This is a genomic window from Pseudomonas sp. K2I15, from assembly GCF_002204795.1.
Classification (GTDB): domain Bacteria; phylum Pseudomonadota; class Gammaproteobacteria; order Pseudomonadales; family Pseudomonadaceae; genus Aquipseudomonas.
This window is the reverse complement of the sequence record NZ_NIXO01000017.1, coordinates 74,081-99,259: the sequence shown is the minus strand read 5'-3', so window position 1 is coordinate 99,259 and position 25,179 is coordinate 74,081. Positions and strand designations below refer to the sequence as shown.

Below are 25,179 nucleotides of genomic sequence, written 5' to 3'. Positions count from 1 at the left end.
TGGTGGAGTAGTGATCATGGCTCAGCCATCGATATTGGTGCTGGAAGACGACGAAATCATTCGCTCGTTGATGGTCGATGTACTGGAAGATTTCGGTGCGGTGGTGACCTCGTTCCCCACCGCAGACGAGGGCATGATTTTTCTGGAGCGGGCCAGTGACCCGGTGGACCTGATTGTCAGCGATATCCAGATGCCCGGCCTGCTCAATGGCTACGACTTGAGCAAGGTGGTGGCTCATCGTTGGCCTTCACTGCCGGTGGTGCTGACCTCGGGCAACACCGCGATGGCCTCACAACTGGGCGGCACCGTGCGGTTCCTGCCCAAGCCTTGGAGCACCGAGGGCCTGCTCGATTGCGTGCAATCGGCCTTGGTGCCGGGCGCGCCGGCGCCCTGATTCGAGCCGGCGAAGCAAACGGAAACCAATGCCCGGGAACGTTGAGCCGCGCCAAGGCCACTGATCAGGACGCACTCAGAGGGAGTTGATGCGCAAAGCAAACTTCCTATTGAGCGAGAGGTACATCCATGATCATCGGCAGCGCTTTCCATACCCAAAACCTGAATCAGGCCATTCAATCGGTCCAGCCCGTTCAACCGCCCTCCAAACCAAAGGAAGAGCCTTCGCGCAGCGGCTCCAACCAACAAAGCTCTCAGTCGAATGGCGGCTCTCTAAGCGGTTTGGGAGGCAATTTGCTCTGACCGCCCAAACCCCTCCTAAACCGGCAATACCACCACGGCGGCCAGCCCGCCACACGGGCGATTTTGCAGTGTCAGCGTCCCACCATGTTCCAGCACAATCGCCCGTGCTGTAGAGAGTCCCAAACCAACACCACCCGTACTTTTATTGCGTGAGCCTTCCAACCGGAAGAACGGCAAAAACACCTGTTCGTGCTGCTCCACCGGGATGCCTGGGCCACGGTCCAGCACACGCACCGTCACCCTTCCAGGACTCTGTTGCAGTTCAATTTCCGGCGACAGCCCGTAGTGGATCGCGTTGTCCATCAGGTTGGTCATCACCCGTTTCAACCCCAGAGGCCGGCCGAAATAAACCAGCCGCGGCGGGCCGTTGAAGGTGATGTCGATGGACTGGTCACGGTAGTCGTCAATCAAGGTTTGCAGCAACTCGGCGAGGTCCAGTTGGGTGGCCTGCTCCAGGCGCGCGTCGTCGCGGAAGAATTCCAGCGCGGTGTTGATCATCGCCTGCATCTCGTCGACATCCCGGAACAGGCGGTGCTGCTGGTCGGCATCCTCGATAAATTCGCCCCGCAGCCGCAGGCGGGTCAGCGGCGCACGCAGGTCATGGGAAATTGCGGCGAGCATCTGAGTGCGGTCCTGGATGAAGTGTTGCAACTGCGCCTGCATGCCGTTGAACGCGAGGATCGCCTGGCGAATTTCGTGAGGACCGACCGGTTCGATCGGCGGCGCACGAAAGTCGGCGCCGAAACGCCACACACCCTGGGCGAAATGCTGTAACGGCCGGGCCAGGCGCCGGGTGGCGATCAGCGTAACCAGTGCAGTGGAAACCAGCACCAACACCAGTACCACCAGGCTTCGCGGGCCCTCCGCCAGGCCCCAACTGCGCGATGGCGAGCTGAACATCAGCCAGGACTGGTCAACCAGTTGCACCACCAGCGCATAGTGCCCGCCGGGGCCTGGCCAATCGGACGGTTTGTAGGCTTCCATTGGCCGCTCCGGGCCCTTGAGCAACTGTTTGAACACCTGATCGGAATGAAAACCCGGGTCTTCCAGAATCGGCAAATCAATACCTGCGCGGGTGGCCGACCAATTCACACTGAAACTGTCATCGCCCACCGCCCGCGTCAGTTGTGCACGTTGGGACGGCTCTGCCGCTTCAATCATCCGCACGATCACCGCAACCTTTTCCAGCAGGCCGGTTTCACCCAACGGCGGCCTGGCCCAAACGCCCGCCAGTTGCGCAAACAGCGCGTTGAAGGCCAGCGCGGTGAGCATCGCAATCAGGATGGTCAGGGCGATCCAGCGGGCCACAGTGTCCCGGGGTTTGAAGCGGCTCATGAGCGGGTTACCGCGACGGTGAACTGGTAACCACCGTTGCGCACGGTGCGAATCATCGCCGGGCGCTTGGTGTCGAATTCCAGCTTGCGTCGCAGGCGGCTCACCTGCACGTCGATGCTGCGGTCGAACGCGTCGTGGCTATGGCCCCGCGCCAGGTTCAGCAATTGCTCGCGGGTGAGCACGCGCTGCGGGTGTTCGACAAACACCAGCAGCAGGTCGAACTCGCCGGACGACAACGGGATCATCACCTGATCCGGCGAGCGCAATTCCCGGCGCGTCAGGTCCAGTTGCCAGCCAGCGAAGCGAATCAACGGGCGTGAAGCGTCGCCCAGGGTGGGCCGACTTTCCCCGGCCCGGCGTAGCACGGCGCGCACCCTGGCGAGTAATTCGCGGGCGTCGAAGGGTTTGCTCAGGTAGTCATCGGCGCCCATTTCCAGGCCCACCACGCGATCACTCAATTCACCCATGGCGGTCAGCATGATCACCGGTGTTGCGTATTGCTGGCGCAGGCGTTGGCACAGCAACAGGCCGTTGTCCCCCGGCAGCATCAGGTCGAGGATAATCAGGTCGGCAGGCGTACGCTCCATGGCCGCCCACAGGTCGGTGCCATTGGCGGCGGTCTCGACCGTGTAGCCATGTTGCAGGAAAAATTTCTTCAGCAGGGCGAGGACCTCAAGGTCATCGTCCACGATTAAAAGATGGCTCACCGGTGGGCATCACTTGGTCTTGTCGATGCGCCATCTAAAACCATTCGACGCGGCCCGTCATATATTTCAATCGTGCAATAAAGCGTCAACGGCGCAATAAAGCAGACATCTTTGCGCAAGCTGCGGCTGCCAGCATCGGCCTCCTTTTCCCGGAGACTGAACCTATGCGCTCGCTGACGTATCCCCAGCACCTGGCCCGCCAGGCGGTGTTGTTGCTGACTATGTCTTACCTGACAGGCTGCGCGAGCCCGGCCAGCGTGACGAGTACCACACGCTGTGCACAGGTTTCCTACCCGGTGTATGACCCCGCCGAGCCGGTAAACCGGAGCGTCTTCGCCTTCAACCGCGCGGTGGATAACTACGCCCTGGCGCCTGTGGCCCGCGGCTACCGATACATGCCGGATTTTTTCCAGCAGGGTGTGCATAACTTCGCCAGCAACTTCAGCGAGCCCAAGGTGTTTATCAACGACCTGTTGCAAGGCAACCCCCGGCGCTCGATCAACACCCTGGGACGCTTTGCGGTGAACACCACCGTGGGCATCGTTGGGCTGATCGATGTCTCGGACCCGCTGGGCATCCCTCGCCACACCGCCGACTTCGGCCAGACGTTTGGCGTGTGGGGGATAGGCAACGGGCCGATCGTCGAGCTGCCTTTGCTGGGCACCGGCAACAGCCGCGATGCAGCGGGCAAAGTCTTGAGCTTCCTGGTGGCGCCGCTGGGCGACAGCGATACCGTGCAAACCCTGGGCACCCTCAGCCTGGTGGGCGGCACGGTGGACACGCGAGCCTCGTTGCTGCCGCTGACCGACAGCCTGCAAAAGTTGCCCGACTACTACAGCGCCTTGCGTAATGTGGTGGCCGAACACCGTGCGGCCTTTGTGCTGGAGGGCAAGCAGGGGGCGACGTCGCCCCAGGCCGATGGTTGCGCACAGGGAGCCGGCGATGATTTCTGATTCAGGCCCACTGGTGCTCAAGCATCAGGTCCGCAGACGCGGGGCCAACGCCCTGCTCTGTCGGGAAATACGCCTGCAACTTTCTGACGACCAGAGTCGGTTGATCCTCAGTCGCTATATCGAACACTACAACCCAGACGGCGTGCGCTGGGTCGAACGCCAACACAGCGTGGCGCTGACCGATGTCATGCGCTGGCTGATGATTCAGGGAGAGGCGTCAGACACGGCCCATGAGCGGCATAAGACGGTAGACCGGACAGCGTCATGATTTGACGCGAGATGTTTATGGCGGGGCAACCAGGGGATGCGTAATTTCCGGCTCTCCTCGATAGCACTGGTTATCAAGGCAGAACCCTCTCTTTTAAAAAGGAAATCACTATGATCAATCCTATGAACGGCTCCTTTGCACCCTTGCACACCTCCTCGGCCCACACTGAACAACCTGCACCAGTGCGCAACAAGCGAAGCCTTGAACCCTTTGCCGAAGCGAGAGACGCCGTTGATTACAACGGCGTCTCAGCCAGCGACCGGGGTCGTAAAAACTCCGGAGGCCTGGACAACCTCGGCGGCGGCCGCCTGCCCTAATCCGCCAACCGGAGGGCAGCACCGCTGCCCTCCGGTTGGCGGTCGCTTACCCCGGCCACCACCCGCTCAGGCAATGACCGGGCCAGGCTCAGCGATAGACCGGAAAACGACGGCACAGCGCAACAACCTGTTCACGCACGTGGTGCGCGACCTTGTCGCTGTCATCGTTTTCCAGGGCGTCCAGTACGTCGCACAACCAGCCGGCCACTTGCTCGCAAGCCGCCACACCAAACCCGCGAGTGGTCACCGCCGGGGTGCCGATACGAAGGCCGGATGTCACAAACGGCGAGCGCGGGTCATTGGGCACCGAGTTTTTGTTGGCGGTGATATAGGCAGTGCTCAGGGCCGCGTCGGCCTCCTTGCCGGTGTAAGGCTTGTCGGACAGGTCGATCAGCATCATGTGGTTGTCGGTGCCGCCCGAGGCGATCTTGTACCCGCGCTTTTGCAACACCCCGGCCATGGCCCGGGCGTTGATGACCACTTGGGTCTGGTAGACGCTGAACTCCGGTGTAAGCGCTTCCTTGAACGCCACGGCCTTGGCCGCGATCTGGTGCATCAGCGGCCCGCCCTGCACACCGGGAAACACAGCGGAATCGAGCTTTTTGTAGAAGGCTTCATCCTGTCCCTTGGACAAAATCAAACCGCCGCGTGGCCCGCGCAGGGTTTTGTGTGTGGTGCTGGTGACCACATGCGCATGGGGCAGCGGGTCCGGGTATTCGCCCGCAGCGACCAGCCCGGCGACGTGAGCCATATCGACCCAGAAGATCGCCCCTACCTTGTCGGCAATGCTGCGCATGCGTGCCCAGTCCTTGTAGCGCGAATACGCGGAAAAACCACCGATCAGCATTTTGGGGCGTGTTTGCAGTGCGATGCGCTCCATCTCCTCATAGTCCAGAAAGCCGGTTTTCGGGTCCAGTCCGTAAGGCACTATGGTGTAGTGACGCCCCGAAAAGTTGGCCGGGTTGCCGTGGGTCAGGTGACCGCCCTGGGCCAGGTTCATGCCCATCACCGTGTCACCGGGGTTGATCAGGGCCAGGAAGACCGCCGCGTTGGCCTGGGCGCCCGCATGGGGTTGCACGTTGGCGTAGTCGCAGTCGAACAGGGCCTTGGCCCGCTTGATGGCCAGCCGCTCAGCCACATCAACGTATTCGCAGCCGCTGTAATAGCGCTTGCCGGGGTAGCCTTCGGCGTACTTGTTGGTGAGCACCGTGCTCTGGATTTTCATCACCAGCGGGCTGGCATAGTTTTCCGAGGCGATCAACTCGATATGGTCTTCCTGGCGATGCTCTTCGTTGTGAATCGATTCATACAGCTCAGGGTCGAAAGCGTTGAGGGTCAGCGTCGAGTCGTACATAGGCAAAGTGTCCTTGGTCAAAAATTCAAACGGCGGGTGACAGCAGGCGCGTGATGCGCGCGGCGATGTCGTCGATCTGTGCGTCATCGCAGATCAGCGGCGGCAACAGGCGCACGGTGGTGCCCCGTGTAACGGTGATCAGCAGGCGTTGCTCTTCACGGGCCCGGTCGACCAGTTCGGCGCACGGGCCATTGAGCTCAATGCCGATCATCAAGCCGATGCCACGAATGGACACCACCTCAGGATGATTGCCCAGCGCCAGCTTCAAGGCCGCCAGCAAGCGGCGACCCGAGGCGGCAGCGCGTTGCGGGAGGTGATCGCGCGCCATGATGTCGAGCACTGTGCAGCCCACGCGGCACGCCAGCGGGTTACCGCCGAACGTGGAGGCATGGTGGCCGGGAGAAAACAGCTCGGCGGCCTTGCCCCGCGCCAGGCATGCGCCGATGGGGAAACCGTTGCCCAGCGCTTTGGCCAGGGTAATCACGTCCGGCTCGATACCCGCATGCTCAAAGCCAAACCAGGTGCCAGTGCGGCCCAGCCCGGTCTGCACTTCGTCGATCATCATCAGCCAGTCGCGTTCATCGCACAGTTGGCGCAGGGACCGCAGGTAGCCGGCAGAGGCGGCGTGCACGCCCCCTTCACCCTGCACCGGTTCAACGAGCACCGCGACGATATCGGGTGACTGCGCCGCGACCTGGCGAATCGCCTCGATGTTGTCGTAAGGCACTCGCACAAAGCCCGGCATCAGGGGCTCGAAGCCGCGATGCACGGCGGGGTTGCCGGTGGCGGCGAGGGTGGCCAGGGTGCGCCCGTGAAAACTGTTGTCCATCACCAACACTTGCGGCTGGGCCACCTGCCGGGCGTTGGCGTGCAGGCGTGCCAGCTTGAGCGCCGCTTCGTTGGCCTCCGCTCCGGAGTTGCAGAAAAACGCCCGTTGCATGCCCGAGAGCTGGCACAGCCGTTCGCCCAATTGCTCCTGCCATGGGATACGAAACAGGTTGGTCGTGTGCAGTAACACCGTGGCCTGTTCGGCGATGGCGGCGGCAATTTCGGGGTTGGCGTGCCCCAGGCTCGTCACCGCCACACCGGCGATGGCATCCAGGTATTCAACACCCTCGGTGTCCCACAACGAGGCGCCCTGGCCTCGGCTGAACGAAACCGGTTGTCGGGCTGAGGTGTGCATGAGGTAAGCGGGTGCAGCAGACATTGCGGGCCTTCCTGTAGAGGGGTTCAAGGGCTGGGCGTGATCGACAACACCGTGTCTTCACTGAGGGGGCAGGCATCGGCGGTCGGCCAGTAGTACGCGTCGGGCATGGCTCGGGCACCGAAGATCGCTTGTCCGACGCGCACCACGGTCGCGCCCTCTTCAATGGCGACTTCAAAGTCACCGGACATGCCCATCGACAGCTCTTGCAGCGATACCCCATCAGGGGCGCAATCACGCAAACGGTCGCGCAATTCACGCAGCCGCACGAAGCACGGGCGCACCCGCACCACGTCGGCCGAGAACAGCGCCAGCGTCATCAACCCGCGAACCCGCAGTGTCGGGAACGCTGGCATAGCGTCCAGGAAAGCCGCCACGTCATCGGGCACCAGCCCGTACTTGCTGGCTTCGCCAGAGGTGTTGACCTGAACGAACACGTCCATCTGCCGGCCTTCAATGCGCAGGCGACGGTCCAGCGCCTCGGCCACCCTCAAGCTGTCCAGGGCCTGGAACTCACTGGCGAAGCGTGCGACCTGCTTGGCCTTGTTGGTCTGCAAGTGGCCGATCACCGACCATTGCAGGTCTTGCAGGTCGGTCATGGCTTCCCACTTGCGCTGTGCTTCCTGCACCTTGTTCTCGCCCAGCAGGCGGCAACCGGCGGCATAGGCCAAGCGCACATGAGCTTCATCAAAGGTTTTGCTGACGGGCAGCAAGCGCACACCGGCCGGGTCGCGCCCTACCCGACGGCACGCCTCCACAATGCGTTGCTGCACGGCGGCCAGGTTGTGGCGAAAGTCTTCGACACTGTCGGCCTGTGGGTAACGACCGTGGCGCGCATGCAGGGTGTTGAGGTCTTCAGTTTGATCAGGCATCAATGGGCAGCTCCTTTGGTGGGCACTGCAACCGGTTCGGCCTGTGGTACAGCCGCTTTTTCCCGACGGGGTAACTGCCCATTGAGCACCGCGTAGGCCGCAAGGCCGATGACCAGGCCCCAGAACGCGCCGCCGATGCCCAGCAGGTTGATATTGGCGGCGCAGGCCAGAAAGGTGATCAGCGACGCTTCCCGCGATTTCACGTCCGCCATGGCATTGGCCAGGCTCGCGCCGAGTGTGCCCAACAGGGCCAGCCCGGCCAGGGTGGTGATGAAGGTCGCCGGGAAGGCCATGAACACCGCCGCCAGGGTCACGCCGAAAATCCCCACCAGGATGTAGAAGATGCCCGCTGCCACGCCTGCGATCCAGCGCTTGGAGGGGTCTTCAGACGCTTCCTTGCCAGTGCAGATGGCCGCCGTGATGGCCGCGATGTTGAAGGCATGGGAACCGAACGGCGCCATCAGCAAAGAACCCAGCCCGGTCACGCTGAGGATCGGGTTGGCGCTGGTGTTGAACCCGTCATTACGCAGTACCAGCATGCCCGGCATGTACTGCCCCGTGAGGGTGATCAGAAACAGCGGCAACGCCACGCTCAACAACGCATTGACTGAGAACTCAGGGCGTGTGAACACCGGTGTCGCAAACTCCAGCGCCAGCCCGGTGAAATCCACGCGCCCCTGCATCAGCAGAAAGCCAAGCCCCAGCACCAAAATGCCAACCACTGCATAGCGCGCACTCACGCGTTTGAACAGGATGTAGGCGCCGATCAACACTCCGACCAATAACGGGTCGACGCTCATGCTGGTGAACGCACCGATGCCGAACTGCAGCAGGATGCCGCCCAACAAGCCCGCTGCCACACCGGGCGGGATCAGGCGAACGGCTTTTTCAAAGTAGCCGGACACACCCAGCAGCACGAACGCTGCAGCCGAAATCATGTACGCCCCGATGGCCTCGGCGTAGGGTGTGGTGGCTAAGGCGACGATCAAAAAAGCCGCCGCCGGGGTCGACCAGGCGGTGATGATCGGCTCGCGGCTCACCCAACTGAGGAACAGCCCGGTCACCCCTACCCCGATGGACACTGACCACACCCACGACGCCGTCAACTCAGGGCTGAGCCCCGCGACCTTCGCGGCCTGAAACACCAGGATGAACGTGCCGCCGTAATTGACGATCACCGAAATCATCCCGGCAACTACCGGGTGCAGCAGGTCCCGCAAACGCAGGGACGACAGGGATTGAATAGATGACATAGGTCTTGGCTCCTTGCTGGACGATGTATCCGGCCGCTGGTAAGCGGTCATTTATAGCCGTTGAACGGCAGGTTTTACCCCTACGCTTTAGGGCAGCAGACCAGACCACTTGCGCGGTCGGCTCAGCCATGCTCACGCGCAAACGCGTTCATGAAATCGCACAGCGCCTCGACCGCAGGCACTGAAACAGCGTTGTAGAGGCTGGCGCGCAGGCCGCCGACGCTGGCGTGGCCTTTGAGGCCATTGAGGCCGGCCTGCTCGGCGCTGCGCAAAAAATGCCTTCTCCAGCGCCGCCTCGGCCAGCCGGAAGGGCACGTTGTTGATGGAGCGGTACGGCAACTGCACACCATTGCGATAAAACCCGTCACTCTCATCGATGGCGCGGTACAGCATTCGCGCCTTGGCCTTGTTGCGCTGATGCAGGGCCTGCAGACCGCCGCTGCGTTTGATCCACTTGAGCGTCAGGCCGGTGAGGTACCAGGGGAAGGTCGCCGGGGTATTGAGCATCGACTGCGCATCGCTGATGCGCGCGTAGTTGAGAATGTCCGGGGTAAAGGCATGGGAACGCTCCAGCAACGCCGGGTCCACGATGACCACCGTCAACCCGGCCACGCCCATGTTTTTCTGCGCGGCGGCATAGACCAGCCCATGCCGGGCGATGTCGATCGGCTTGGACAGCAGGCTTGAACAGGCATCGCACACCAGCGGCGCGTCGCTTGCGGGGGTGTCGATGAACTGCACGCCGTGTACCGTCTCATTCTCGGTGTAGTGCAAGTAGGCGGCGTCGGCGTTAAGGCGCCAGTCCGAGGCGTGGGGGATGCGGTCGAAACCGCACGCGTGGGCACTGGCAGCCACGCGCACGTCGCAGTAGCGCCGTGCAGCCTCGATCGCCTTGCCCGACCAGAGGCCGGTGTGCAGGTAATCCGCCGTGCCTTTATCGCCTATCAGGTTCATCGGCACTTGAGCGAACTGCAACGAGGCGCCCCCTTGCAGGAACAGCACGTTGTAGGCAGGCGGCACCCCGAGGATATCGCGCATGTCCTGTTCGGCTTCACGGGCCACCGCCATGAACACCTGCGAACGATGGCTGATCTCCATCACGGACATGCCGGTTCCGGCAAAATCGAAAAACTCCTCGTGCGCCTGAGTGAGAACGTCCAACGGCACCGCGGTGGGGCCTGCGCTGAAGTTGTGTGACCGAGCCATGGTTGAGTAACTCCTGTTCAAGAACGCTCGCCCTGTGCGTAATCACCGAGGTTAAGCCCGGGGTGGCGAGGGCCAGAGTCTATGGATAAACTGGCCTGCCTTTACCTGCCAATTCATGGAAAGAGAGCAGACCACATGGCCAAGACCTTCGAGCTGGAAACCCTGAAGATGCGCCTCAACGACGCTGAGTTTCAGTTGCTGGATTTGCACCAGCGGATCCAACGTGCCTTGCGTGCGCTGATTCTCGACGGCGCCCTCGCCCCCGGCTTGAAACTGCCCGCCACGCGGGTGCTGTCCAAGTCACTGGGCTGCGCCCGCGACACTGTCGAGAACGCCTATGTGCAGTTGCATCGGGACGGGTTTATCGTGCGCCGCGAAGGCGCCGGCAGTTATGTCTGCAACACAGTGGGCGTCGAATTGCGCGGTGCCGGCCGTCGACGCCTCAAGGCTCAAGAAGTCAGGAGCAGCGTCGCCGCACCGGGCGCCGAACTCAGCCAACGCGGGCGGATGATCTTCGACACCGGCGGCGTGCGCGATCAGCAAGTCATCAAGGCATTCGCCACCGGCCTGCCGGAAACCCGCAGCTTCCCGACGGATGTCTGGGAGCGTTTGCAGCGCCAGGTCATGAAGGACTATCGCGCGAACGTGCTGCTGCATGGCGATCCACAAGGGGCCGAGCCCCTGCGCAAAGCGATTGCCACCTACCTGAACCTCGAACGCGGCGCCAAATGCTCCCCCGACCAGGTGCTGGTGTTGAGCAGTACGCGTCAGGCGTTGTACCTGTGCGCGCAGTTGCTGGTGGATGCCGGCAAGCCGATTCTGCTGGAGAACCCCGGCTATTACGGCGCCCGCAAGGCCTTTGAAATCGCCGAAACCAAGGTGCTGCCCATTGATGTCGATGAACAGGGCATCCGCACCGACCTGCTGTACGCCGACCGCAGCGGCGCCAATTGCGTGTATGTCACGCCCTCGCACCAATACCCCACCGGCGCGACGTTGCCGCTGGAACGGCGTCTTGAGTTGATCAATTGGGCGGCGCAAAAAGGCAAGTGGATCATCGAGGATGACTACGACAGCGAGTTCCATTACGACGGGCAACCCACCGCGTGCGTGCAGGGCCTGGACAAGTATCAGCGCACGCTCTACATCGGCACGTTCAGCAAGACCCTTTACCCCGGCCTGCGCATGGGGTATATGGTGCTGCCCGCCGAGCTGGTCAAGCCCTTTACCTATGCGCGCAGCATGATGGACGGCCACACTCCGCAAACCCTGCAACTGACGCTGGCGCGCTTTATGGAAGACGGCCATTACAACGCGCATGTCCGGGCCATGCGCAAGCTGTACGCCGGACGCCGGTCGATCATGCACGATGCCATCGGCAAGTACTTGAGCACGGTGGTCACCGCTGAACTGCCGCCGGGCGGGCTGCAAATCCCTTGCTTGCTGAAAGCCGGATGGTCCGAGGAAAAAACCATCCGCCAGGCCGCCACGGCCGGCGTGCAACTGTCCGGCCTCAGCGGCTTGTACGCGGGCGAACCGAAGCAACAGGGCTGGCTGCTGGGCTACTCCTCCCTGACCGCATATGAAATCGAAGCCGCCATGTTGCGCCTGGCCAACGCCCTGAAACTCTAATGGCCCAGGGCATAGTTCATCAGCAGTTGCTGGGCCTGGGCGGCTATCCGCACACGCCTGGGCAGCCTCTGGCATTCAACCGCGATGACGGGTTGAGGCTTGGCGGTGGTGAACAGTCTGAACCGTGACGGGCGGGCAGTGGGGATGATGCCGGGCATTGGAATTCCTTTTAAAAAGCGCAGGCGGTTAATACGGCAGCTTGAAACGCTTGGTCAGGTCGCCGATGCCTTCACGAATCGAGCGTTCAGTGCGGCCGTCGAGGGCACCGCTGCGAACGCCACCGAGCATGGCCAGAATCATGTCGCCGATCTCTCTGAACTCATCGACCCCCATGCCACGCGAAGTGCATGTCGCACTGCCCAGACGAATGCCGGATGTCACGGTGGGCTTGACCTCGTCACCGGGCACAACGTTTTTGTTCACGCTAATGCCGATGGCCTCCAACGCACGCTCGGCGACATTCCCCACCAGCCCCCAGGGCCGCAGGTCAATCACCCCCAAGTGACAGTCGGTGCCGCCCGACACGACCAACAGCCCACCTTCAGCCAAGCGGCCGCACAAGGCCTGGGCATTGGCGACTACAGCGTGGGCATAAGCACCGAAGGCCGGTTGCAATGCTTCGCCCAGCGCCACGGCCTTGGCCGCAACGGAGTGCATCAGTGGCGCGCCCTGCAGGCCGGGGAACACCGCCGCATTGATCTTCTGCGCAATGGCCTGCTCATTGCACAGGATCATCCCGCCACGCGGGCCGCGCAACGTGGCGTGGGTGCTGAGGGTGGTGACGTGGGCGAATGGCACTGGAGACGGATACGCCCCTCCGGCGACCAGCCCAGCGACGTGGACGATGTCGGCCATCAGGAACGCCCCCACCTCGTCGGCAATCGCACGAAAACGGGCGAAATCCAGCGCCCGTGAATACGCCGAGGCCCCTGCGATGATCAGGCGCGGGCGTTCTTGTCGGGCGATCTGCTCGACCTGATCCATGTCGACCCTATGGGTCACCGGGTGCACGCCATAGCTGAGGGCCTGAAACCAGCGCCCGGACAAGTTGAACGCAGCACCATGGGACAAGTGCCCACCGGACTTGAGGTCCAGGCCCAGGATCTTGTCCCCCGGCGCCAGCAAAGCCAGAAACACAGCCTGGTTGGCCTGGCTGCCCGAATGGGGTTGCAAGTTGGCATAGGCACAGCTGAACAGTTGCCTGGCCCGCTCGATGGCGAGTTCTTCAATTGCATCGACATTGCAGCAACTGGCGTAATAACGACGCCCGGGGTAGCCCTCGGCGTATTTGTTGGTCAGCACTGACCCTTGCGCCTCGAGCACCGCACGACTGACTACGTTTTCAGCGGCGATCAGCTCGATTGACTGTATCTGGCGCTGACGCTCGGCGTCGATGGCGCGCCAAACCTCCCCGTCCACCTGGGGCAGCGCAACGCCACTGACCCCTGGCAACGCGTGGCCTTCTCGATAAGCGATATGCGCCATGTTCACTCCCTGTGTAAACGCCCGATAACAGCCGCACTACCCTAGCCGCCCACGGGCTGGCCAACCATACCAGTTCGTGCCGACGTGCCAGACCACCGCACTCAATGCCACTGCCACACCTCTACGCAGAGGCAAACGTCGTGAAATCGCAGCCATTCAAAGTGGTCTGGTGGACTCATCGGTAATGGACTATCGCGCAAAACCATTGGCTCATTAAGCTCTGCGCCGGTTTTGCCATGCTCATCACACAGGTTTCGCCATGACGATTCGTATCGGGTTGTTGCCTCAGGTCGCCGTAGCGCACTTTGTCAGTCATTTGCACATCATGGTGCTGGCGGCGTTGTTCCCCCTGCTTCCGGCTTTTTTCAACGTGGATTATGTCGAGTTGGGCCTGGCGTTGAGCCTGTTCAATATCGTCACGGCGCTGCTACAGGCGCCCACGGGGTTTGCCGTAGACCGCTACGGTGCCAGGCGCTTGCTGTTGGTCGCGCTGGCACTGGGCAGCAGCAGTTTCCTGCTGATTGCACTCTTGCCCGGCTACACCTGTTTGTTGGTCGGCATGGCGCTGGCCGGCGTCGCCAATGCCATTTATCACCCGGCCGACTACGCCCTGCTGTCCCGACACATTGACCCTGCCCACATTGGTAAGGCGTTCTCCGTGCATACCTTTGCCGGTTTCCTTGGCGCGGCCGTAGCCCCTGTGTTTTTGCTGGGTATCGCGGTGGCGAGCAGCCCGGCCATGGCCTTCGCAGCGGCGGCACTGGTGGGGTTTGCCGCGCTGGCGCTGTTGTGGATCGGTGGCTGCGCACCGGCCTGGGTCAGTCACGTCAATCCCGCTGCCGACCCGACGCCCCTCGGCCTGCGTCGCCTATCACTGCTCTCGCCCATGGTGCTTAGCCTGACCCTGTTGTTCGTGCTGCTGAACCTGAGCACCGGTGCGATTGAGAAGTTCTCGGTCGCCGCCCTGATGCAAGGCCAGGGCGTGGCCTTGACTTGGGCCAACTCGGCGTTGACCGCCTTCCTCTTTGCCAGCGCCTTCGGCGTGCTGGCGGGGGGCGCCTTGGCCGACCGAACCCGTCGCCATGGCGTAGTGGCAGCCAGCGCGTTTGCCTTGGCCAGCGTGCTGATGCTGCTGGTTGCCACGGCACGCTTGAGCGAGCCGGCATTGCTGATCGTGCTGGGGGCAGCGGGTTTCCTGACCGGGGTGATCGCACCGTCCCGCGACATGCTGGTACGTGCGGCCGCCCCAAAGGGCGCCGAAGGCAAAACCTTCGGCATCGTCTCTACCGGTTTCAATATCGGTGGCGCCATCGGCCCCGTCGGGTTCGGCTGGCTGCTCGACCAAGGCCACCCCGACGCAATTTTCTGGGCCAGCGCCGCCTTCATGGGCCTGACCGTTGTGCTGACCCTGATGCAGGAGCGATCCATGGCCAGGACTCGAAAATTGATGGCACTCAAAGTGGCATTCAAATGACTTGGGTCAAAAGCACCCGCGGTTTTTTGCCGCAAACTTGAAGGGCACCGTCCCGCATTTATTGCGCTGCACCCGAGCGCTGTGCGGGCCGGTTATTTTTGCAAGGACTGTACGGTAAAACCGAACACCAATAGCCGATTTCCGTGGAGTTGAAACATGGAACGTTTGAACTGTGGTACCGATGACGTGGTAAAAAACATGCTGGACAAACTGTCCACGCTCTGGAAAACCCGCGCCGCCGTCAACAACCCGCAACCGAACTACTGGGGCCTCGCCTTTGATGCCGACAAGCACGACTTCAGCCTGTCGCTGCTGCCGTTTCGTCATCACCAGGCCTGGCTCGAAGCCCCAAAGGACCTGCAATCCAAATGCCTGTCCTACGCATGGGGCATCTACAACCTCAAGACCATCTACATCGAATGCAATGTGGTGGTGCCTGCCTGCGAGGACATTATCAAGACCCCGCCGCCGAGCAACAACCGCGCCCTGCTGCAGGACGTGATGTCTCAGGCACTGCTCGACGAAGCCCTGCACACGCGCATGTCCATCATGGCCTGCAACTATATCTATGACATGCGCAAACTCGCCCCGCTGGATTTCAGCGCCTTCAATCTGGTGACCTGGCGCGAGGCGCTCCTGGCCAACTGCACCGCCGAATGGGAGCGCCGCCTGACCCGCTTCGGCGTCGCGTGCGCCAGCGAAACGCTGATCACCGACTACCTCAAGACCATGGCCGAGGACGCCAGCATTCAGGCGGTGTGCCATGAGGTCACGCGCACCCATGCCATCGACGAGTGGAGCCATTCCAGCGTCTTCAGCTTCGTCGCCTCCGACATCGTCAATGGCCTGAGCCGCAAGGAACGCGAGTACCTGCGCTCGATCATCCTGCGCACGGTGCAGATGTTCGCCAATAACGAAATGGGCGCATGGTCCACCGTGTTTTCGATGCTGGATTTCCCCCATGCCGGCGAGATCCTGCATGACGTGGGCGACAACAACGAAATCAGCGTCTACACCGACTCGCTCGAAGCCCTGATCGACCGGATCGGCTTGACCGGCAACGGCCTCAGCAGTGCCGGGCATGCCATTGAAACCTTGGGCGAGAAGGCACGCGCATGAATGCCATGACGTCCCACCAGGCACTGTGCGAACACGTGAGCATTGAAACGGCTAACGTAAAAGTCTTCACCCTGCGCGCGGTGGATGCACCCGCCGAATTCCTCGACAGCCTGGAGGCAGGCAAACACGTGGCCCTGCACGCCGCTGACATGGCGGGCACCCATCACCAGCGGCTGTATTCGATCACCCGCAAGCGCGGCGCCGACCGGTTCGACATTGCGGTCAAGCGCGAAGGCCATGGCGGGGTTTCGGACCAGTTGCACGCCACGCTGCAAGCCGGCTCGAGCACCTCGGTGCAGTTTGTGACGGGTGACATTTCGCTGAAGTCGATTCTGGGCTGCCGACAGGTCGGCATGCTCGCCGGCGGCATCGGCATCACCTTGCCGATTGCATTGCTGCGTGGCCTGGTCGATCACTCACGACGCGGACTGGCGGTGCCCGATGTGAGCCTGCTGCTGTGTGTGCCGTCCATCGCCGAGATTTCGTTTCTACATGAGTTGCTGGAGCTTGAGCTGACCACCTCGTGGTTCTCCTTGCAGGTGTTCGTCACCCGCGAAGCGGTCAACAACAACGGACACTTCAGCGCCGGTCGCCCCCAAGCCCAGGACTTGAGCCAGCTGGGTAACCCCGAGAGCGTGGTGATCTGCGGTAGCTATGGCTTCGCCCAAGGCATGCGCGAATACACACAGGCAATGTTCCCCGCCAGCCGCTTGCTGGTCGAGTCATTCACGCCACCGGTCGCGCCGGTCGCGGCCCCACAGAGCGAGGCCTCGACCGACGCGCCACTGCGCCTGCACTTGAACCACAACGATCAAGTGCTGGAGCCAGCCGCCGGCAAGAGTTTGCTGGATATGCTCGAAACCAGCGGTATTGCGGTGCGCAGCCTGTGCCGCGCCGGCATCTGCGGTCACTGCCGGCTGAAGGTGTCGCAGGGGCACTACACCCTTGAGCCCGACTTTTGCCTGACGGACAAGGACAAAGACGAAGGCTACGCCCTCGCCTGCTGCACCTTCCCGCAGTCCGGCACGATCAAGGTCGACCTCACCACCACGGCATGAACCGTTACCGCCCTTACTTCAACAACCGGGTTTTTCCATGAAAACTGCCATTGCATTGCGCCACATTCACTTCGAAGACGTTGGCACCCTGGATGCCGTTCTGGCCGAGGAAGGCTATACGCTGATTTACCTGGACCCCACGGTCGACGCCATCTACAGCGAGCAGGTGTTGCAGGCCGACTTGCTGATCGTACTCGGCGGCCCTATCGGCGCCCATGACGAGCAGCTGTATCCGTTTTTGCACGACGAATTGAAGCTGGTGCGCCAGCGCGTTGCTTCCGGGAATCCCCTGTTGGGCATCTGCCTCGGTGCGCAATTGATCGCCCGGGCCATGCAGGCGAACGTGTACCCGATGGGGGTCAAGGAGATCGGTTTTTCACCACTGACCCTGACCGCGGCGGGTCAAGACTCGCCGCTCGCCGCACTGATGGACACCCCCGTGCTGCACTGGCACGGCGACCAGTTCGATGTGCCGCAAGGCGCTGTGCTGCTGGCCAGTACCCCGGTGGGTGCTCATCAAGCGTTCGCCGTGGGCAACACGATTCTGGGCCTGCAATTTCACCTCGAAGCCGATACCGCTAACATCGAGCAATGGCTGGTTGGCCATGCCAGTGAACTGGCTCAAACCGGCATCGACCCCGTGGCGTTGCGCAGCGAGGCCATTCACCTGGGCGACCGCCTGACCCGCGCTGCGGGCAACGTGATGCGGGGCTGGCTGAATAACCTGGGCACGCCGATAAAACACTAAAGGCGGTCGGGCAACCGCCCCCCGCATTTGCACCGTGTAAAACCACTTGAAAATACCATCAAGGATGAGGAGTCAAAAATGATCGTTGTTTTGTTTGAGTTGCAGGCACTGCCAGGCCAGGGTGAGACCTATGTTGACCTGGTCAACAAGCTGACCCCGCTGCTTGAACCCATGGATGGGTTTATCTCCGTCGAGTGCTTTCAAAGCACGCTGAACCCCAAAAAGGTGATGTCGGTCACCACCTGGCGCGATGAAGAAGCGGTGGTGCAGTGGCGCAACGTGACAGCCCACCTGTCGGCCCAGCGCGCCGGGCGCGACAAAATCTTCGATGACTATCGCGTGCGCGTGACCTCGGTGATTCGTGATTACGGCCTGCGTGATCGCGAACAGGCACCGTACAACGTAGTGGTCGACGGTGAACCCGCCACGGCTGGCGCAGTGGTGTAACGCCGTATTCTCGTCAACTGCACAAGGGCGAGAAATGTATTGTCGGTGGTTGTGGTGAGCGGGCTCACCACAACCCGCTCTTGAACATCAGTCACCCCACCTCTAGCAACGCCCCCCTTTCTAAGCGCCAAAGCGCCGTTGTAAAGTATCGCCAGCCACGGAGTATCGGCGTCAACTTTGACTGGCCATCACGGCCAGTTCACGCAGGGAGCGCGCAATGAACGATACATTCGCCAGCGAGCCGTCTAGGAGCGACTTTTGCGACCTTAACGCCGACATGCTGCACGCCATCATGGAGCTGGTCAGCGACGGGATCTGGGACTGGAACGCCAACACCGGGTTCGTCTATCGCAACCCCGGCTGGTACGAAATGCTCGGGTATGCCCACCACTCCCTGGAAAACAGCGTATTCACCTGGGAAAACGTGATCCATCCCGAGGACTACCCGCAGGTCATGGTGCTGTTTGATAACTACATCAACCGCCGCACCACTCACTATCAAGCCGAATACCGCTGCCGCAAGAAAGACGGCTCCTACCTGTGGATCGAAGACCGCGGCTACGTGATCGCCCGTAACGACGACGGCTCAGTGGCGCGCATGCTCGGTGCACATCGCAGCATCCAGGCGCGCAAGCAATCCATAGAGCAACTGGAGCGACGCAACCAATCCCTCGAAGCCCTGGTGGCCGAGCGCACGCGCGAGCTGTCGCGGGTCAATCAGCAACTGCAGTTGCAACTCGACGAAAACCGCTCCCTGGCCGAACGCGATGCCTTGACCCGCGTGGCCAATCGTTACCGCCTGGAGCGCGCCCTGCTGGAAGAGTGCGATCGCGCCCAACGGTTTCGCCTGCCGCTGTCGCTGATCGCCATGGATATTGATGACTTCAAGCCCATCAACGACCAGCACGGCCACGCCGTCGGTGATGAAACCCTGGTGCGCGTGGTGGAATGCCTGGAAGCCTGCATTCGCCATGGCGACTTGCTGGCCGGCTGGGGCGGCGATGAGTTCATGGTAATCGTGCCCAAAAGCACGTTGGAAACCGCGCGGGAACTGGCCGAGCGGATGCGCTGTGCGCTCAAGGACTTGCCCGCGGTGGGCAACTTCAAGGTGACGTTGAGCCTGGGCGTGGTCGAGCGAAGCAACGAAGAGTCACCCGCAAGCCTGATGGCCAGGGCCGATCAGGCGTTGTACCGCTCCAAGGCGGCGGGCAAGGACACGGTCTCTTCGTGAAGCCTCAGCGAATCGGCGGCGCGTACTGGATGCCGCCGTTGCTCCACAGGGCGTTGAGGCCGCGCTTGATCTTCAGCACACTGCCCTGGCCGATATTGCGCTCGAACACTTCGCTGTAGTTGCCCACTTGCTTGACGATCTGCACCACCCAGTCCTTGCGCAGTTTCAGGTCCTTGCCGTAGTCGCCGTCGGCGCCCAGCAGGCGGGCAACATCAGGGTTCTTGGTGGACTTGGCCTGCTCTTCGACGTTCTGCGAGGTGATGCCCATCTCCTCGGCATTGAGCATGGCGAACAGGGTCCACTTGACGATGCTGAACCACTCGTCATCGCCCTTGCGTACCAGCGGGCCCAACGGTTCCTTGGAAATCACCTCCGGCAATACTACGAATTCATCTGGGTGAGCCATCTTGATTCGCTGCGCATACAGGCCCGACTGGTCGGTGGTCAGCACGTCGCAGCGGCCGGCTTCGAGGCCCTTGGCGCTTTCATCGGCAGTGTCGAAGGTGATCGGCGTGTACTTCAGGCTGTTGGAGCGGAAGTAGTCCGAGACGTTCAGCTCGGTGGTGGTGCCGGCCTGGATGCAGATGGTTGCGCCGTCCAGGTCCTTGGCGCTCTTGACGCCCAGTTTGGTGTTCACCAGAAAACCGATGCCGTCGTAGTAAGTAACACCGGTGAATACCATGCCCATGCCCGCGTCGCGGGAACTGGTCCAGGTGGTGTTGCGGGAGATCAGGTCGATCTCGCCGGACTGCAGCGCGGTGAAACGCTCCTTGGCGGTCAACTGGCTGAACTTCACTTTCGACGCATCACCGAACAGCGCCGCCGCGACGGCGTGGCACACGTCCACATCGATGCCGGTCATCTTGCCGTTGGCATCCGGCACGCCGAAGCCCGGCAAGCCGTCGCTGACGCCGCACTGGATAAAGCCCTTCTTCTGGATCGCATCCAGCGTCGCGCCCGCGTGCGCAGTTCCGGCCAACCCCAATACTGCGGCGGCGGTGAGTGCCGCCAGCGTGGTTTTCATGTTCTTCATGCAAGGCGCTCCCTGTCGTTCTTTATTATTCGGCGCCGCAAACCCGCGCCGGTTTATAGTGTTGCCGGTCAGTATCAACGGCTTTACACCTTGGCCACAAACGACGTTTAGGCTTAGGCTCCTTCCGATTTGGAATGAACTCGGCTATTTGAAAGGATCTGCGATCCCGTGATCTCAAAACGCTTGACCCCTTCGATGACTGCCCTGCAGTGCTTCGAAGCCGCCGCCCGCCACCTGAGTTTTACCCGCGCTGCCGAAGAGCTGCACCTGACCCAGAGCGCTGTGAGCAAGCAGGTGGCGCAGCTGGAAGAAATGCTCTGCCACCCGCTGTTCCAGCGGGTGCGCCAGCGTTTGTACCTGTCGCCGGCGGGCTCGCTGTACCTTGCGGAGGTGCGCAAGATCCTCAACCAGGTGGATATTTCCAGCCGCTACATCCTGACCTACGGCGGTGAAACCGAAGTGCTGCGCATCGCCACCCAGCCGACCTTCGGTGACCGCTGGCTGGTGCCCAAGCTCAAGGATTTTGCCGCGCTGCACCCCAATATCCATCTGGATGTGCGCAATGAACTGGAGCCGTTCGACGTGTTGCAGGCCAAGGCTGACATCGCGTTTTTCTTCGGCCAGGGATCGTGGCCGGGGGCAACCTGCATCGAGTTGTTTCGCGAAGCCGTGGTGCCGGTGTGCGCACCCGGGTTTGTCGCCGCTGGCAGCGACGCCTCGTCCCGCCACACGTTGCTGCAATGCACCTCGCGCCCTGAGGCCTGGCACGAGTGGTTCCTGGAACAGGGCCTGCACTCGCAAAACAGTTACCACGGCCCGCGTTTTGATACGTTCTACATGTGCATCCGCGCGGCGCAATCAGGGTATGGCGTGGCGCTGGTGCCGCAGTACCTGGTGGCAGAGGAATTGGCGAACGGCAGCCTGATGATCCCCTGGGATTACACGATGCCCAGCGCCGGCGCGCACTTTATCGCCCATGCCGAACATGCCGGGGAAATTCCAAAAGTGAAGGCGTTTTTGAACTGGATGGTGGAGTACGTCGCAGCACATCCCGACTTTTAATAATGACCCGGCGACTTTATTTCGTTTGCGGGGCAAGGCGGCTCACGGCTTAGATAAAAGGACGCCTCCCATTCTTGAGTCCCGGATCCATGAGCCGCGAAACCATCAGCCAGTCGATTTCCATCGTCCACCCCATCAGCCTCAGCCATGGCAAGAACGCCGAAGTCTGGGACACCACGGGCAAGCGCTACATCGATTTCGTCGGCGGCATCGGCGTGCTCAACCTGGGGCACTGCCACCCGCGTGTGGTCGAGGCGATTCGTGAGCAGGCAACGAAGCTCACCCACTACGCCTTCAACGCCGCACCTCACGCGCCCTACATCGAATTGATGGACCGTCTCACCGCGTTCATCCCGGTGGATTACCCAGTCAGCGGCATGCTTACCAACAGTGGTGCGGAAGCGGCGGAAAACGCCTTGAAAATCGTCCGGGGCGCCACTGGCCGCACCGCTGTGATTGCCTTTGACGGTGCGTTTCACGGGCGCACGCTGGCCACCTTGAACCTCAATGGCAAGGTCGCACCCTACAAGCAAAAAGTCGGCGTGCTGCCGGGGCCGGTGTTCCACCTGCCGTACCCCAGCCGCGACAACGGTGTGACCTGCGCCGAAGCACTCAAGGCGATGGACCGCCTGTTCAGCGTGGAAATCGACGTCGACGACGTGGCCTGTTTCATCATCGAACCGGTGCAGGGCGAAGGTGGCTTCCTGACCCTCGACGTCGAATTCGCCCTGGCCCTGCGACGCTTCTGCGACGAGAAAAACATCCTGCTGATTGCTGACGAAATCCAGTCCGGCTTCGGTCGTACCGGCCAGCGCTTTGCCTTCTCTCGCTTGGGGATCGAGCCGGACCTGATTCTGCTGGGCAAAAGCATCGCTGGCGGTGTGCCGCTGGGGGCAGTGGTGGGTCGTAAATCGTTGCTCGACAACCTGCCCAAAGGCGGCCTGGGCGGCACCTACTCCGGCAACCCGATTGCCTGCGCCGCGGCGTTGGCCACCCTGGATGAAATGACTGATGAGCACCTGAAACGTTGGGGGGCGCAGCAGGAAGAAGCCATCGTCAGCCGTTATGAATCGTGGCGTTCGAAAAAGCTCTGCCCGTATCTCGGCCGCTTGACCGGCGTGGGTGCCATGCGCGGTATCGAACTGGCCCACGCCGACGGCCGCCCGGCACCACAACAATTGACCCAACTGCTGGCCCTGGCCCGCGACGCGGGTTTGCTGCTGATGCCCAGTGGCAAATCGCGGCACATCATCCGGCTGCTGGCGCCGTTGACGATTGAGGCGGCGGTGCTGGAGGAAGGGCTGGATATTCTTGAGGGGTGTTTGGCGAAGCTGGCTTAGAAACCAAAAAGCCCGGCGGGGAGCCGGGCTTCGAACGGAAGGTGTCAGTGGACGAGTCGAGCAACGCCAAATGCAATGGCAGACAGAACGCCCGCGGTTCCAACAAACCATTTTAGGACACGGGTTTCCATTGACTGCATGTCTGTCCTGAAATTGGCGATCTCAAGACGCAGCCCTGACGTGTCTTCACGAAACTCGGCCCTTGTGGCGATCAGGTCAGCCTTGGTCACCATCTGTTCTTTTATGCCATCGAGCTTCGTCTCTACTCGCGAAAGCCGATCACGTATATCAGGGAGTGTTTTTTCAATCGTATCAATACGCTTTTCCAAGTCGTTTCCTCCTCCGCTGCCTCCACCGCCTTTGCGGGTACTCTCGGGTGATGAGGCTTGACGATACTCGTGGCGAAGATAGCTCACATTATTCTTGAGGTCATTCGCCATTTGGGATGCCCTCGTCCTTGGCCAACGCGTTTAAATCATCGGCGACGCTGTCCATGTAATCGATAAACTCATTCAGCTTTAACCAAGCATCATCTGCCGCCTCTTTCACTTCGGCATTTTCACTGTGTTTCAGCGCACCGGACAAACTAATGATCCCGGAACCCAGTCTGGAAATTGCACTGTGGTAATGGCCAAGAATAAGTATCAAATCGCCAACCGTTATGACCTTTGCCTCACCCGCGTTGCTGTCGCACTCCATGTCGACCCCCATCCGTTTTGGTGACGCAGATAACCACGCTCTCAAACACAAACCAATGGACAGTTTGATACCAAATCCGACGATCCAGCCTACTATTACCAAATCCGAAAGAATCCATCTTCCGTTTAGCCCTTTCTCTCCCCGCGTCAGGGCTTTATCCTTGTTAGCAACAAACTGAAACGTTTCATCACTCCATCAAACCATCGACTGCCCGTGTTCAACGCCTTTGTGCGAACGCGCCAGGCCGCTGTTGGCGTTTCAAAACCATAAAATATTAAGACTCCATTTTGCCTATGCCTGCTTTCCCAAACCTGCGCCTGTGCGCTGTGCTGTTACCGTTCGGCCTGATCAACTGTGCCCAGGCCGCGCCTGCCTTTGACGCTGAATCACCGTGGATGATGGGTGATTTGGGCGGCACTCGGACAGCGCTGTCTCAACAAGGCTACGACTTCAAATTCGACTACACCGGCGAGATGGGCAGCAACCTGCACGGGGGGTCAGACCACGACCGCACCGCGCGCTACAGCGATCAGTTCGGCCTGGGTACGCACCTGGACCTGCAGAAGATCCTCGGCTGGCACGACGCCGAGTTCCAGTTGACGGTGACCGAGCGCAGCGGCAACAACATCACCAACGACCGGGTCAACGACCCGCGTGTGGGCGGGTTCACCTCGTCCCAGGAAGTGTGGGGCCGTGGCCAAACCTGGCGCCTGACGCAGATGTGGTACCAGCAGAAATTCTTCGACCAGAAGCTCGATATCAAGGCTGGGCGGTTTGGCGAAGGCGAAGACTTCAACAGCTTCCCCTGCGACTTCCAGAACCTGGCGTTCTGCGGCTCGCAGGTCGGCAACTGGGTCGGCAGCATCTGGTACAACTGGCCGGTGAGCCAGTGGGCACTGCGGGTCAAATATCACCTGACACCCGAGCTTTACGCCCAGGTCGGCGCCTATGAGCAGAACCCGTCCAACCTGGATCGCGGCAATGGCTTCAAGCTCAGTGGCAGCGGCACCCAAGGTACCCTGCTCCCGGTTGAGCTGGTGTGGACGCCCACGCTCAACGGCCTGCCGGGCGAATACCGCGCCGGTTATTACTACAGCAGCGCCAAGGCCAGCGATGTCTATAAAGACCGCAACGACCAGCCGGCGGCCCTCAGCGGCGAAGCCTATCGCAGCGCCTCCAGCAAACACGGGGTGTGGCTGGGCGTGCAGCAGCAAGTCACCAGCCTGGCCAGCGACCACTCCCGCGGCTTGAGCGTGTTCGCCAACGGCACGATGCACGACAAGAAAACCAACGCTGTGGATAACTACGTGCAGGCGGGCTTGGTCTACAAGGGCCTGTTCGACGCCCGCGCCAAGGACGATATCGGCTTTGCCGTGGCCCGGGTGCACGTCAACCCGGCCTATCGCAAGAACGCAGAAGCGAGCAACCAGGCCCGCGCCGTCTTCGACTTCGATGACCCGGCCTACCTGCCCCTGCAACACACCGAATACAGCGCCGAGCTCTATTACGGCGTGCACGTTACGAACTGGCTGACCGTGCGCCCGAACCTGCAATACATCCGTCATCCCGGGGCTGTGGCTCAGGTAGATGACGCGCTGATCGGCGGGATCAAGCTGCAAAGCTCGTTCTGATTCTGAATAAACCTAATTTGCCCTGAACCAAGCCTGCGCCGGAACGTCATCTACA

Annotated in this window: 25 protein-coding genes and 1 pseudogene; 14 read left to right on the top strand and 12 right to left on the bottom strand. The window is 61.4% G+C overall.

The window, feature by feature from the left end; genetic code table 11:
• Nucleotides 1-16 precede the first annotated feature (16 nt).
• Nucleotides 17-394: a response regulator gene (locus CEC48_RS13020; RefSeq protein ID WP_088424117.1), complete on the top strand. Its 378-nt coding sequence runs from the start codon at nt 17-19 to the stop codon at nt 392-394.
• A gap of 317 nt (nt 395-711) precedes the next feature.
• Here the strand turns inward: CEC48_RS13020 and CEC48_RS13015 are convergent, their stop codons facing one another.
• Nucleotides 712-2,031, bottom strand: a complete 1,320-nt coding sequence (locus CEC48_RS13015; RefSeq protein ID WP_088424116.1) for an ATP-binding protein — start codon at nt 2,029-2,031, stop codon at nt 712-714.
• Nucleotides 2,028-2,738 carry a response regulator gene (locus CEC48_RS13010; protein WP_088424115.1) on the bottom strand — a complete coding sequence of 237 codons (711 nt, stop codon included), beginning with the start codon at nt 2,736-2,738 and terminating at the stop codon, nt 2,028-2,030. Before CEC48_RS13010 ends, CEC48_RS13015 begins: the two co-directional genes overlap by 4 nt.
• 164 nt (nt 2,739-2,902) lie before the next feature.
• On the opposite strand from CEC48_RS13010, the gene CEC48_RS13005 reads away from it, so the two are divergent.
• The 3 genes from CEC48_RS13005 to CEC48_RS12995 all read left to right on the top strand — a co-directional run bounded on the left by CEC48_RS13005 (nt 2,903) and on the right by CEC48_RS12995 (nt 4,276).
• Nucleotides 2,903-3,691, top strand: coding sequence for a VacJ family lipoprotein (locus CEC48_RS13005; RefSeq protein WP_088424114.1), 789 nt, complete (start codon nt 2,903-2,905; stop codon nt 3,689-3,691).
• Complete coding sequence (locus tag CEC48_RS13000; protein ID WP_088424113.1) at nt 3,681-3,959, top strand: hypothetical protein; 279 nt, start codon at nt 3,681-3,683, stop codon at nt 3,957-3,959. The genes CEC48_RS13005 and CEC48_RS13000 overlap by 11 nt, the downstream gene beginning before the upstream one ends.
• Before the next feature lie 110 nt (nt 3,960-4,069).
• On the top strand, nt 4,070-4,276 hold the full coding sequence (locus CEC48_RS12995) for a hypothetical protein (protein WP_088424112.1): 207 nt from the start codon (nt 4,070-4,072) through the stop codon (nt 4,274-4,276).
• A gap of 88 nt (nt 4,277-4,364) precedes the next feature.
• Here the strand turns inward: CEC48_RS12995 and glyA are convergent, their stop codons facing one another.
• From glyA to serC, 5 genes and pseudogenes are all read right to left on the bottom strand, one after another.
• Nucleotides 4,365-5,630 carry a serine hydroxymethyltransferase gene (gene glyA / locus CEC48_RS12990; RefSeq protein ID WP_088424111.1) on the bottom strand — a complete coding sequence of 422 codons (1,266 nt, stop codon included), beginning with the start codon at nt 5,628-5,630 and terminating at the stop codon, nt 4,365-4,367.
• Between the two features lie 25 nt (nt 5,631-5,655).
• Nucleotides 5,656-6,837 carry an aspartate aminotransferase family protein gene (locus CEC48_RS12985; protein WP_088424110.1) on the bottom strand — a complete coding sequence of 394 codons (1,182 nt, stop codon included), beginning with the start codon at nt 6,835-6,837 and terminating at the stop codon, nt 5,656-5,658.
• 23 nt (nt 6,838-6,860) lie between these two features.
• Nucleotides 6,861-7,706, bottom strand: coding sequence for a YggS family pyridoxal phosphate-dependent enzyme (locus tag CEC48_RS12980; RefSeq protein ID WP_088424109.1), 846 nt, complete (start codon nt 7,704-7,706; stop codon nt 6,861-6,863).
• Entirely contained in the window at nt 7,706-8,959 is a 1,254-nt protein-coding gene (locus CEC48_RS12975) for a benzoate/H(+) symporter BenE family transporter (RefSeq protein WP_088424108.1), read from the bottom strand. The genes CEC48_RS12980 and CEC48_RS12975 overlap by 1 nt, the downstream gene beginning before the upstream one ends.
• A gap of 122 nt (nt 8,960-9,081) precedes the next feature.
• A pseudogene (gene serC / locus CEC48_RS12970) lies at nt 9,082-10,165 on the bottom strand (3-phosphoserine/phosphohydroxythreonine transaminase).
• Nucleotides 10,166-10,300: 135 nt separating this feature from the next.
• Here serC and CEC48_RS12965 point away from each other — a divergent pair.
• Nucleotides 10,301-11,797, top strand: a complete 1,497-nt coding sequence (locus CEC48_RS12965; RefSeq protein WP_088424107.1) for a PLP-dependent aminotransferase family protein — start codon at nt 10,301-10,303, stop codon at nt 11,795-11,797.
• Here the strand turns inward: CEC48_RS12965 and CEC48_RS31560 are convergent.
• A complete protein-coding gene (locus tag CEC48_RS31560) occupies nt 11,794-11,955 on the bottom strand; it encodes a hypothetical protein (RefSeq protein WP_176438708.1) in 162 nt (53 codons plus the stop codon). The two genes, CEC48_RS12965 and CEC48_RS31560, sit on opposite strands and share 4 nt — an antisense overlap.
• Before the next feature lie 28 nt (nt 11,956-11,983).
• Nucleotides 11,984-13,282: a serine hydroxymethyltransferase gene (locus CEC48_RS12960; RefSeq protein WP_088424106.1), complete on the bottom strand. Its 1,299-nt coding sequence runs from the start codon at nt 13,280-13,282 to the stop codon at nt 11,984-11,986.
• Nucleotides 13,283-13,541: 259 nt separating this feature from the next.
• Between CEC48_RS12960 and CEC48_RS12955 the strand changes: the two genes are divergently transcribed.
• The 6 genes from CEC48_RS12955 (at nt 13,542) to CEC48_RS12930 (ending at nt 19,359) form a co-directional block, all read left to right on the top strand.
• Nucleotides 13,542-14,756 carry an MFS transporter gene (locus CEC48_RS12955; protein WP_088424105.1) on the top strand — a complete coding sequence of 405 codons (1,215 nt, stop codon included), beginning with the start codon at nt 13,542-13,544 and terminating at the stop codon, nt 14,754-14,756.
• Nucleotides 14,757-14,912: 156 nt separating this feature from the next.
• The gene (locus CEC48_RS12950) at nt 14,913-15,875 is read left to right on the top strand and encodes a diiron oxygenase (protein WP_088424104.1); all 963 of its coding nucleotides are present in this window, start codon (nt 14,913-14,915) and stop codon (nt 15,873-15,875) included.
• Entirely contained in the window at nt 15,872-16,933 is a 1,062-nt protein-coding gene (locus tag CEC48_RS12945; RefSeq protein WP_088424103.1) for a 2Fe-2S iron-sulfur cluster-binding protein, read from the top strand. The genes CEC48_RS12950 and CEC48_RS12945 overlap by 4 nt, the downstream gene beginning before the upstream one ends.
• Nucleotides 16,934-16,970: 37 nt before the next feature.
• Nucleotides 16,971-17,681, top strand: a complete 711-nt coding sequence (locus CEC48_RS12940; RefSeq protein WP_088424102.1) for a glutamine amidotransferase — start codon at nt 16,971-16,973, stop codon at nt 17,679-17,681.
• A gap of 78 nt (nt 17,682-17,759) precedes the next feature.
• Complete coding sequence (locus CEC48_RS12935) at nt 17,760-18,128, top strand: antibiotic biosynthesis monooxygenase (RefSeq protein WP_088424101.1); 369 nt, start codon at nt 17,760-17,762, stop codon at nt 18,126-18,128.
• Between the two features lie 217 nt (nt 18,129-18,345).
• Nucleotides 18,346-19,359: a diguanylate cyclase domain-containing protein gene (locus CEC48_RS12930; protein ID WP_088424100.1), complete on the top strand. Its 1,014-nt coding sequence runs from the start codon at nt 18,346-18,348 to the stop codon at nt 19,357-19,359.
• 4 nt (nt 19,360-19,363) lie between these two features.
• On the opposite strand, the gene CEC48_RS12925 is transcribed toward CEC48_RS12930, so the two are convergent.
• Complete coding sequence (locus CEC48_RS12925) at nt 19,364-20,392, bottom strand: amino acid ABC transporter substrate-binding protein (RefSeq protein WP_088424099.1); 1,029 nt, start codon at nt 20,390-20,392, stop codon at nt 19,364-19,366.
• Between the two features lie 171 nt (nt 20,393-20,563).
• Between CEC48_RS12925 and CEC48_RS12920 the strand changes: the two genes are divergently transcribed.
• Together CEC48_RS12920 and CEC48_RS12915 are read left to right on the top strand one after the other, a co-directional pair.
• Complete coding sequence (locus tag CEC48_RS12920) at nt 20,564-21,454, top strand: LysR substrate-binding domain-containing protein (RefSeq protein ID WP_176438710.1); 891 nt, start codon at nt 20,564-20,566, stop codon at nt 21,452-21,454.
• An 89-nt stretch (nt 21,455-21,543) separates the two neighbouring features.
• A complete protein-coding gene (locus CEC48_RS12915; protein WP_088424097.1) occupies nt 21,544-22,794 on the top strand; it encodes an aspartate aminotransferase family protein in 1,251 nt (416 codons plus the stop codon).
• Between the two features lie 44 nt (nt 22,795-22,838).
• Here the strand turns inward: CEC48_RS12915 and CEC48_RS12910 are convergent, their stop codons facing one another.
• Entirely contained in the window at nt 22,839-23,234 is a 396-nt protein-coding gene (locus tag CEC48_RS12910; RefSeq protein ID WP_088424096.1) for a DUF1640 domain-containing protein, read from the bottom strand.
• Nucleotides 23,224-23,493, bottom strand: coding sequence for a hypothetical protein (locus tag CEC48_RS12905; RefSeq protein ID WP_088424128.1), 270 nt, complete (start codon nt 23,491-23,493; stop codon nt 23,224-23,226). The genes CEC48_RS12910 and CEC48_RS12905 overlap by 11 nt, the downstream gene beginning before the upstream one ends.
• Nucleotides 23,494-23,786: 293 nt before the next feature.
• On the opposite strand from CEC48_RS12905, the gene CEC48_RS12900 reads away from it, so the two are divergent.
• The gene (locus CEC48_RS12900) at nt 23,787-25,124 is read left to right on the top strand and encodes a carbohydrate porin (protein ID WP_088424095.1); all 1,338 of its coding nucleotides are present in this window, start codon (nt 23,787-23,789) and stop codon (nt 25,122-25,124) included.
• Nucleotides 25,125-25,179: the final 55 nt, after the last annotated feature.

Excerpts from the sequence above, each read along its gene's own strand:
- CEC48_RS12930 (WP_088424100.1), top strand. The coding sequence starts at position 18,346 with ATGAACGATACATTCGCCAGCGAGCCGTCTAGGAGCGACTTTTGCGAC.
- CEC48_RS12925 (WP_088424099.1), bottom strand. The coding sequence starts at position 20,392 with ATGAAGAACATGAAAACCACGCTGGCGGCACTCACCGCCGCCGCAGTA.
- CEC48_RS12975 (WP_088424108.1), bottom strand. The coding sequence starts at position 8,959 with ATGTCATCTATTCAATCCCTGTCGTCCCTGCGTTTGCGGGACCTGCTG.
- CEC48_RS12940 (WP_088424102.1), top strand. The coding sequence starts at position 16,971 with ATGAAAACTGCCATTGCATTGCGCCACATTCACTTCGAAGACGTTGGC.
- CEC48_RS12980 (WP_088424109.1), bottom strand. The coding sequence starts at position 7,706 with ATGCCTGATCAAACTGAAGACCTCAACACCCTGCATGCGCGCCACGGT.
- glyA (WP_088424111.1), bottom strand. The coding sequence starts at position 5,630 with ATGTACGACTCGACGCTGACCCTCAACGCTTTCGACCCTGAGCTGTAT.
- CEC48_RS13000 (WP_088424113.1), top strand. The coding sequence starts at position 3,681 with ATGATTTCTGATTCAGGCCCACTGGTGCTCAAGCATCAGGTCCGCAGA.
- CEC48_RS12900 (WP_088424095.1), top strand. The coding sequence starts at position 23,787 with ATGCCTGCTTTCCCAAACCTGCGCCTGTGCGCTGTGCTGTTACCGTTC.
- CEC48_RS12985 (WP_088424110.1), bottom strand. The coding sequence starts at position 6,837 with ATGTCTGCTGCACCCGCTTACCTCATGCACACCTCAGCCCGACAACCG.
- CEC48_RS12995 (WP_088424112.1), top strand. The coding sequence starts at position 4,070 with ATGATCAATCCTATGAACGGCTCCTTTGCACCCTTGCACACCTCCTCG.
- CEC48_RS12950 (WP_088424104.1), top strand. The coding sequence starts at position 14,913 with ATGGAACGTTTGAACTGTGGTACCGATGACGTGGTAAAAAACATGCTG.
- CEC48_RS13020 (WP_088424117.1), top strand. The coding sequence starts at position 17 with ATGGCTCAGCCATCGATATTGGTGCTGGAAGACGACGAAATCATTCGC.
- CEC48_RS31560 (WP_176438708.1), bottom strand. The coding sequence starts at position 11,955 with ATGCCCGGCATCATCCCCACTGCCCGCCCGTCACGGTTCAGACTGTTC.
- CEC48_RS12945 (WP_088424103.1), top strand. The coding sequence starts at position 15,872 with ATGAATGCCATGACGTCCCACCAGGCACTGTGCGAACACGTGAGCATT.
- CEC48_RS12960 (WP_088424106.1), bottom strand. The coding sequence starts at position 13,282 with ATGGCGCATATCGCTTATCGAGAAGGCCACGCGTTGCCAGGGGTCAGT.
- CEC48_RS13015 (WP_088424116.1), bottom strand. The coding sequence starts at position 2,031 with ATGAGCCGCTTCAAACCCCGGGACACTGTGGCCCGCTGGATCGCCCTG.
- CEC48_RS12905 (WP_088424128.1), bottom strand. The coding sequence starts at position 23,493 with ATGGAGTGCGACAGCAACGCGGGTGAGGCAAAGGTCATAACGGTTGGC.
- CEC48_RS13005 (WP_088424114.1), top strand. The coding sequence starts at position 2,903 with ATGCGCTCGCTGACGTATCCCCAGCACCTGGCCCGCCAGGCGGTGTTG.
- CEC48_RS12965 (WP_088424107.1), top strand. The coding sequence starts at position 10,301 with ATGGCCAAGACCTTCGAGCTGGAAACCCTGAAGATGCGCCTCAACGAC.
- CEC48_RS12910 (WP_088424096.1), bottom strand. The coding sequence starts at position 23,234 with ATGGCGAATGACCTCAAGAATAATGTGAGCTATCTTCGCCACGAGTAT.
- CEC48_RS12935 (WP_088424101.1), top strand. The coding sequence starts at position 17,760 with ATGATCGTTGTTTTGTTTGAGTTGCAGGCACTGCCAGGCCAGGGTGAG.
- CEC48_RS12915 (WP_088424097.1), top strand. The coding sequence starts at position 21,544 with ATGAGCCGCGAAACCATCAGCCAGTCGATTTCCATCGTCCACCCCATC.
- CEC48_RS12955 (WP_088424105.1), top strand. The coding sequence starts at position 13,542 with ATGACGATTCGTATCGGGTTGTTGCCTCAGGTCGCCGTAGCGCACTTT.